The sequence below is a fragment of the Kitasatospora sp. NPDC001539 genome, assembly GCF_040298565.1.
GTDB lineage: Bacteria > Actinomycetota > Actinomycetes > Streptomycetales > Streptomycetaceae > Kitasatospora.
In genome coordinates, this window is sequence record NZ_JBEPAK010000311.1 from 1 (window position 1) to 7137 (window position 7137).

General features: G+C 70.4%; 6 protein-coding genes. 2 read left to right on the plus strand and 4 right to left on the minus strand.

What is annotated here, in order from left to right:
- Positions 1-58 precede the first annotated feature (58 nt).
- The 4 genes from ABT247_RS30125 to ABT247_RS30140 all read right to left on the minus strand — a co-directional run bounded on the left by ABT247_RS30125 (position 59) and on the right by ABT247_RS30140 (position 4169).
- Positions 59-856 (minus strand): amino acid ABC transporter ATP-binding protein, encoded by a 798-nt coding sequence (locus ABT247_RS30125; RefSeq protein ID WP_350748799.1) that lies wholly within the window; start codon positions 854-856, stop codon positions 59-61.
- Positions 853-1827: an amino acid ABC transporter permease gene (locus tag ABT247_RS30130; protein WP_350748802.1), complete on the minus strand. Its 975-nt coding sequence runs from the start codon at positions 1825-1827 to the stop codon at positions 853-855. The genes ABT247_RS30125 and ABT247_RS30130 overlap by 4 nt, the downstream gene beginning before the upstream one ends.
- Positions 1828-1863: 36 nt before the next feature.
- Positions 1864-2799: an ABC transporter substrate-binding protein gene (locus ABT247_RS30135; RefSeq protein ID WP_350748805.1), complete on the minus strand. Its 936-nt coding sequence runs from the start codon at positions 2797-2799 to the stop codon at positions 1864-1866.
- 443 nt (positions 2800-3242) lie between these two features.
- A complete protein-coding gene (locus ABT247_RS30140) occupies positions 3243-4169 on the minus strand; it encodes an ABC transporter substrate-binding protein (RefSeq protein ID WP_350748808.1) in 927 nt (308 codons plus the stop codon).
- A gap of 578 nt (positions 4170-4747) precedes the next feature.
- Between ABT247_RS30140 and ABT247_RS30145 the strand changes: the two genes are divergently transcribed.
- A complete protein-coding gene (locus ABT247_RS30145) occupies positions 4748-5944 on the plus strand; it encodes an NAD(P)-dependent malic enzyme (RefSeq protein WP_392894478.1) in 1197 nt (398 codons plus the stop codon).
- A gap of 163 nt (positions 5945-6107) precedes the next feature.
- A complete protein-coding gene (locus tag ABT247_RS30150; protein WP_350748811.1) occupies positions 6108-7070 on the plus strand; it encodes a zinc-binding dehydrogenase in 963 nt (320 codons plus the stop codon).
- The last annotated feature ends 67 nt before the right edge of the window (positions 7071-7137 follow it).

A 7137-nucleotide genomic window follows, 5' to 3' on the forward strand; every position in this document is an offset into this window, starting at 1 on the left:
CGGGCCGCCCCCGGGCCGCGCGGCTGGGGGCCCGCGCCGGGCCCCCGACCGGACGGGGTCAGAGCACCTTGGAGAGGAAGGTCCTGGTGCGTTCGTGCTGGGGGTTGGTGAGCACCTCGCGGGGCGTGCCGGACTCGACCACCACCCCGCCGTCCATGAACACCAGCGCGTCGCCGACCTCGCGGGCGAAGCCCATCTCGTGGGTCACGACGATCATCGTCATGCCCTCCTCGGCCAGGCCGCGCATGACGTCCAGCACCTCGCCGACGAGTTCCGGGTCGAGCGCCGAGGTCGGCTCGTCGAACAGCATCAGCTTGGGCTTCATGGCCAGCGCGCGGGCGATCGCGACGCGCTGCTGCTGGCCGCCGGAGAGCTGCGAGGGGTAGTTCCTCGCCTTGTCGGCGAGGCCGACCCGCTCCAGCAGGGCCATCCCGCGTTCCCGTGCGGCGGCCTTGGTCTCCTTGCGCACCTGCACCGGTGCCTCGGTGACGTTCTCCAGCGCGGTCATGTGCGGGAAGAGGTTGAAGTGCTGGAACACCATGCCGATGTCGCGGCGCTTCTGGGCGACCTCGCGGTCCTTCAGCTCGTGGAGCCGGCCGCCCTTCATCCGGTAGCCGACCAGCTCGCCGTCCACCGAGAGCAGGCCGCCGTTGATCTTCTCCAGGTGGTTGATGCACCGCAGGAAGGTCGACTTGCCGGAGCCGGAGGGGCCGACCAGGACGAACACCTCGCCCTTCTTGACCTCCAGGTCGATGCCCTTGAGCACCTCCACCAGGCCGTAGGACTTGCGCACCCCGTGCGCCTCGACCATCGGCGCGGGCCGGCCGTCGGCCGGGGGCTTGGTCAGGTCGGTCATACGTGGCCACCTCCTTCGAGGCCCGTGACCACGTCGTCCTTGGCCGGCGGGACGGGCTTGCCGGCGAACAGCCGGCGCAGTCGCTGCAGCGGCGTGGGCGGCAGCACCCGGTTGGCGCCGCGCGCGTAGTGGCGCTCGATGTAGTACTGGACGACCGTCAGGATCGAGGTCAGCAGCAGGTACCAGATGCTGACGACGAGCAGCAGCGGGATCGTCTGGAACGTGCGCGAGTAGATGTTCTGCCCGGCTCGGAGCAGCTCCTCCAGCGAGATCGCCGAGACCAGCGAGGTGGTCTTCAGCATCGAGATGGTCTCGTTGCCCGTCGGGGGGATGATCACCCGCATCGCCTGCGGCAGGATGATCCGCCGCATGGTGTTGAACTGGCTCATGCCGAGTGCGTGCGCGGCCTCGGTCTGGCCGAGCGGCACGGACTGGATGCCGCCGCGGACGATCTCCGCCATGTAGGCGGCCTCGTTGAGGCCGAGACCGAGCAGGGCGGCGACGAACAGCGGGATCGCCTGGTTGGTGGGCTCGGACCAGAAGGTCGGGCCGAACGGGATGCCGATCGAGATCTCGGCCCAGAGCGTGCCCAGGAAGTTCCAGAACAGCAGCTGGACCAGCACCGGGGTGCCGCGGAAGACCCAGATGTAGAACCACGCGGTGCTGGAGAGCACCGGGTTCGGCGAAAGGCGCATGATCGCGAGGACGATGCCGCCCGCGACGCCGATCAGCATGGAGAGGAAGGTCAGCTCGAGGGTGACGCCGAGGCCGTGCAGGATCGTGGAGTCGAAGAGGTACGTGCCGACGACGTCCCACTGGAACTGGGGATTCGTGGTGAGGGCGTGGATCAGCATCGCCGCGAGGACCGCGACGACTGCTGCCCCGACCCAGCGTCCGGGGTGGCGGACCGGGACGGCCTTGAGGGTTTCGGGCCGTCCCGGCTGCGCCGACCCCTGGTCGGAAGAGTTCACTGTGTGGCCTCAGGGGTTGTGTTCAGGACAACGGGTTCAGCTGGTGGCGCCGTTGACGACGGACTTGTCGATCGCGCCCGCCTGCACGCCCCACTTCTCCAGGATGCTCTTGTAGGTGCCGTCCGCCATCAGGGACTGGATGGCGCCCTGGACGGCCTGGGACAGCGGCGAGCCCTTGGCCAGCACGACGCCGTACGGGGCGGTGTCGGTGACGTCGCCGACCTTCTCCAGCTGCCCGTTGGTCTGCTTGATCGCGTAGTCGACGACGGGGGAGTCGGCCAGCATGACCTGGTCGCGGCCGGAGACCAGCGCCTGGGTGACGTCGGTCTGCAGGTCGAACTTGTCGCCGTCGTTGGGGACGGTGGGCTTGCCGGCCTTGACGCAGGCGGGGTTGATGGTGTCCTTGATCTCCGAGGCCTGGGTGGTGCCGGTCTGGACGGCGACCTTCTTGCCGCAGAGGTCCTTGGGGTCGATCTTGTCCGGGTTGCCCTTCTTCACCGCGGCGCCCGTACCGGCGCTGAAGTAGGTCACCATGTCGACCGAGGCCTCGCGCTCCGTCGTGTCGGTGAAGGAGCTCATGCTCATCGTGTACTTGTTGCCCGTGATCCCCGGGATGATCGCGTCGAAGGTGGCGTTCTGGACGTCGGCGGTCAGGCCCAGCTTCTTGGCGATGGCGTTGGCCAGGTCGACGTCCATGCCGATGATGGTGCCCTTCTCGTCCTTGAACTCGTTGGGCGCGTACGAGGCGTCGGTGGCGACCACGATCTTGCCGGCGGCCTTGATGTCGGCCGGGACGGCGGCGGCCAGCGACGGGTCGGCGGTCACGGCGGGGACGGTGGCGCTGGCGTTCACGCCGCCGCCGGAGGTGCCGGTCGAGGACTTGCTGCTGCCACAGCCGGTCAGCACCAGGGAGACGGACACGGCAGCCACGCCGGCCGCGAGGAAGCGGGTGCGCTGGGTACGGGCGGTCATGAGGGGGATCTCCTCCTGGGGAGAGAAATCGGGCGGAGTGCGCCGCGGCAGCGGCGCACCGGGGCAGCTGGTCGTACGGGTCCGTACGGAGGCCAGGTCGCTGTACGTCGTCGTACGGGCATGCCTGGTGGTGCAGTTGCCTGGGCGCAGGTGACCGCCCAGGGTGGTGCGGGATACTGCTTCCGCCACCCTCCGCCGAGGTGGACGTCGACCGGAACCGCCTCGACCGGTGGTCGGCTCGATCCGAGATGGGGGGAATCCTGCCATCTGATGACGGTCAGGTGGCCCTCATCCAGATCAAAATCGGATAACGAGGGCTCGTGCTGTCCGCTATTCGGACGATTCGCGTGCCCCTGTCACCCTGCGTATAAGTATGCAGACCCCTCCGCACTCCGCCCGGAGGCCCGCCGGGGGCCGCCCGCCCCCGGTCGGGACGGAACCGCTCAGATGCCCCCGTTGATCACCGCGTTCTGCGCCGCGCCGGCGGCCACGTTCCACTTTGCGAGGATCTTGTCGTACTCGCCGCTGCGGATGAGCTGGTCGACCGCCTTGGACACGGCGTCCCGCAGGTCGGTGTCCTGCTTGCGCACCGCGATCCCGTACGGGATGGAGGTGGACTGCGCGCCGGTCACCTCGTAGCGGTTGCCGCCGTCGGTGGTCTTCGCCGCGTAGGCGGCCACCGGGAAGTCGTTCAGGCCGGCCGCGGCGGCGCCGGAGGCGACCTCGGCGAGCGCCTTGGCGTCGGTGTCCACCTTGTGCACCGTCAGCTGGCGGCCGGTGCGGGCGCAGACGGCCACCTGCCGGCCGGCGATGTCGTCCTGGGTGGTGCCCTGCTGGAAGGCGACGGTCTTGCCGCACAGGTCGTCCAGGGTCCTGATGCCCTTCGGGTTGCCCTTCGGGACGACGATCGAGGTGCCGGCGATGAAGTAGTCCACGAAGTCCACGCCGGGGTTGACCTGCTTGCCGTTCTCGTCCAGGCCCTCGCGGCGCTGGCGGATGTCGCTGATCGCGGACATCGCCACGTCGAACTGCTTGCCCTGGAGGTTCGGTATCAGCTTGTCGAACGGGGTGTCCACGAACTCGATCCGCACGTCGAGGATCCGGCCGAGGGCCGCGGCGAGCTCGGGGTCGAGCCCGGTCGGCTTGCCGTCCGGGCCGTGGAACTCCACCGGCGCGTAGTTGACGTCCATGCCGATGCGCAGCACCCCGGCGGAGCGCTGGGCCTTCGGGAGCTTGGCGCGGAGCTCCTTCACCGGGTCGCTCGCGGCGGCCGGCCCGTCACCGGCGCAGCCGGTGAGCAGCAGGGCGCCGGCCGCGGCCAGTGCGGCTGCGACGAAGAGCGGACGGCGGACCTGGAGGACGTGAGGCATGGATGTTGCTCCTGTGGGCGGTAGTGCGGTCGCCTGGGTGTCGCTGCGGTGTCCGCCGAACGGCGGACAAGCGATCCTGTCATCCCGGCCTGCCGGGCCCGGCGGCGGGTGTGTCAGAATTCGTTCCGGGTGACCCCCGAACACTCGAACCAGGCCGACGAGCCCCGACAGGCTCGGGGTGCCCAGGACCGGAAGTCATCACGTGGCTCCGTATCCGGGGTGCCGACTCCCCTCCGGGTCTGCGTTCACTCCTACGGGTGTGCGTGCGTTCACGCCGTTGCCGTTGCGGGCCCGCCGCTTCCGACGCCGGGCCCGGTCGACGCGACAGCACGGCGATGAACGGTGCGCGACGAGGACGAAAAGGCATAGGTGCGATGCCTTGGTCCGACCTACGCTCGGCCCGGTAGCACTACGCGGACAACACAAGACCCCATAAAACCCTCATCCGAGGGCGCCACCCGACGGGCGCCCCGACCCCGACCCCGGGTCCGCTTCGGCGTACCCGGTTTCCGGTTTCCGGACGGGTCGTGCCCTCCGTCGGCCGCGCACCTCGCCAGAACAATGACGAAGAGGTCATCGTGGCAGCGGAGATCATTCAGAGCAGCACCCAGGACACCGACGATCCGGTCGACGCCGTTTTCGCGCTCCACCGCGGCGGCAAGATGGAGATCCGGGCGACCGTTCCGGTGCGCGACGCGGACGACCTGTCCCTGGCCTACACCCCCGGCGTGGCCCGGGTCTGCACGGCCATCGCCGAGCAGCCGGAGCTGGTCAACGACTACACCTGGAAGTCCAACACCGTCGCGGTGGTCACCGACGGCACCGCGGTGCTGGGCCTCGGGGACATCGGCCCGGAGGCCTCGCTCCCGGTGATGGAGGGCAAGGCCATCCTGTTCAAGCAGTTCGGCGGCGTGGACGCGGTGCCGATCGCGCTGGCCTGCACCGGGGTCGACGAGATCGTCGAGACCGTGGTGCGGCTGGCGCCCTCCTTCGGCGGCGTCAACCTGGAGGACATCTCCGCCCCGCGCTGCTTCGAGATCGAGCGCCGGCTCCAGGAGGCCCTGGACATCCCGGTCTTCCACGACGACCAGCACGGCACCGCGATCGTCACCACCGCGGCCCTGTGGAACGCGGCCGAGGTGACCGGCCGTGAGGTCGGCTCGCTGCGGGCCGTCATCTCCGGCGCCGGCGCGGCCGGCATCGCCATCGCCAAGATGCTGCTGGCGGCGGGCATCGGCGACGTGGCGGTCTGCGACCGCAAGGGCGTGGTGTACGAGGGCCGCGGTGACCTGACGGACGTCAAGGCGGAGATCGCCGCGCTGACCAACCGCGCCGGCCTCAAGGGCTCGATGGCCGACGCGCTGGCCGGTGCCGACGTGTTCATCGGCGTCTCCGGCGGCACCGTGCCGGAGGAGGTCGTGGCGACCATGGCCGAGGGCGCGTTCGTCTTCGCGATGGCCAACCCGAACCCGGAGATCCACCCCGAGGTGGCGCACCGGTACGCGGCCGTCGTGGCCACCGGGCGCAGCGACTTCCCGAACCAGATCAACAACGTGCTGGCCTTCCCGGGCATCTTCGCGGGCGCCCTCCAGGTGCGGGCCTCGCGGATCACCGAGGGCATGAAGCTGGCCGCCGCCAAGGCGCTGGCCGGCGTGGTGGCCGACGAGCTGACCCCGCAGAAGGTCATCCCCTCGCCGTTCGACGAGCGGGTCGCCCCGGCGGTCAGCAAGGCGGTGGCCGAGGCCGCCCGCGCCGAGGGCGTGGCGCGGATCTGACGGTCCGGCGACGTGCGGACGCACGAACTGACGACCTGACGACCTGACGAGGACTGGACCCCGCTTCCGGGCGGGGATCCGCAGGGCAACGGCCCGGGGCCGGGACACGCGTCACACCTTTGCGTGGTTCCCGGCTCCGGCCGTCCCGGCTATCGTCCGGGGCATGTTTGCTGCCTACGCCGCACGTATCGACGCCGACGACCCGCTGAGCGGGCTGGAGCTGGGCGAACTCCCCGAGCCGCAGGCCCGTCCCGGGTGGAGCGTGGTCACGGTCCGGGCCGCCAGCCTCAACCACCACGACCTGTGGTCGCTGCGCGGGGTCGGCCTGCCGGCCGAGAAGCTGCCGATGATCCTCGGGTGCGACGCCGCCGGCGTCGACCAGGACGGCAACGAGGTGGTCATCCACTCGGTCATCGGCCAGAGCGGGCACGGGGTGGGCCCGGACGAGCCGCGGTCCATCCTGACCGAGCGCTACCAGGGCACCTTCGCCCAGCAGGTGGCCGTGCCCACCTGGAACCTGCTGCCCAAGCCCGCCGAACTGAGCTTCGAGGAGGCCGCCTGCCTGCCCACGGCCTGGCTGACGGCCTACCGGATGCTGTTCACCAACGCCGGGGTCAAGCCCGGTGACACCGTCCTGGTGCAGGGCGCCGGCGGTGGGGTGGCGACCGCGCTGATCGTCCTCGGCAAGGCCGCCGGCCTGCGGATCTGGGTCACCGGCCGGGACGAGGCCAAGCGCCGCCGGGCGGTCGAGCTCGGCGCGGACGCGGCCTTCGAGAGCGGTGCCCGGCTGCCCGCCCGGGTGGACGCGGTGATGGAGACGGTCGGCGCCGCGACCTGGTCGCACTCGGTGAAGTCGCTGCGTCCGGGCGGCACCATCGTGATCTCCGGGGCCACCTCCGGCCCCAACCCGAGCGCCACCGAGCTGAACCGGATCTTCTTCCTGGAGCTCAAGGTGGTCGGCTCCACCATGGGCACCAAGGAGGAGCTGGCCGGACTGCTGTCGCTGTGCGCGACCACCGGCGTCCGTCCGGTGATCGACTCGGTGCTGCCGCTGGCCGAGGCCCGGGAGGGCTTCGCCCGGCTGGCCAAGGGCGACGTCTTCGGCAAGATCGTGCTCAATCCCTGAACCGGCGGCGGCACCGAGTCGATCACCGGACGGACGCCGGTGGTCGCGCACAGCGACAGCAGTCCGG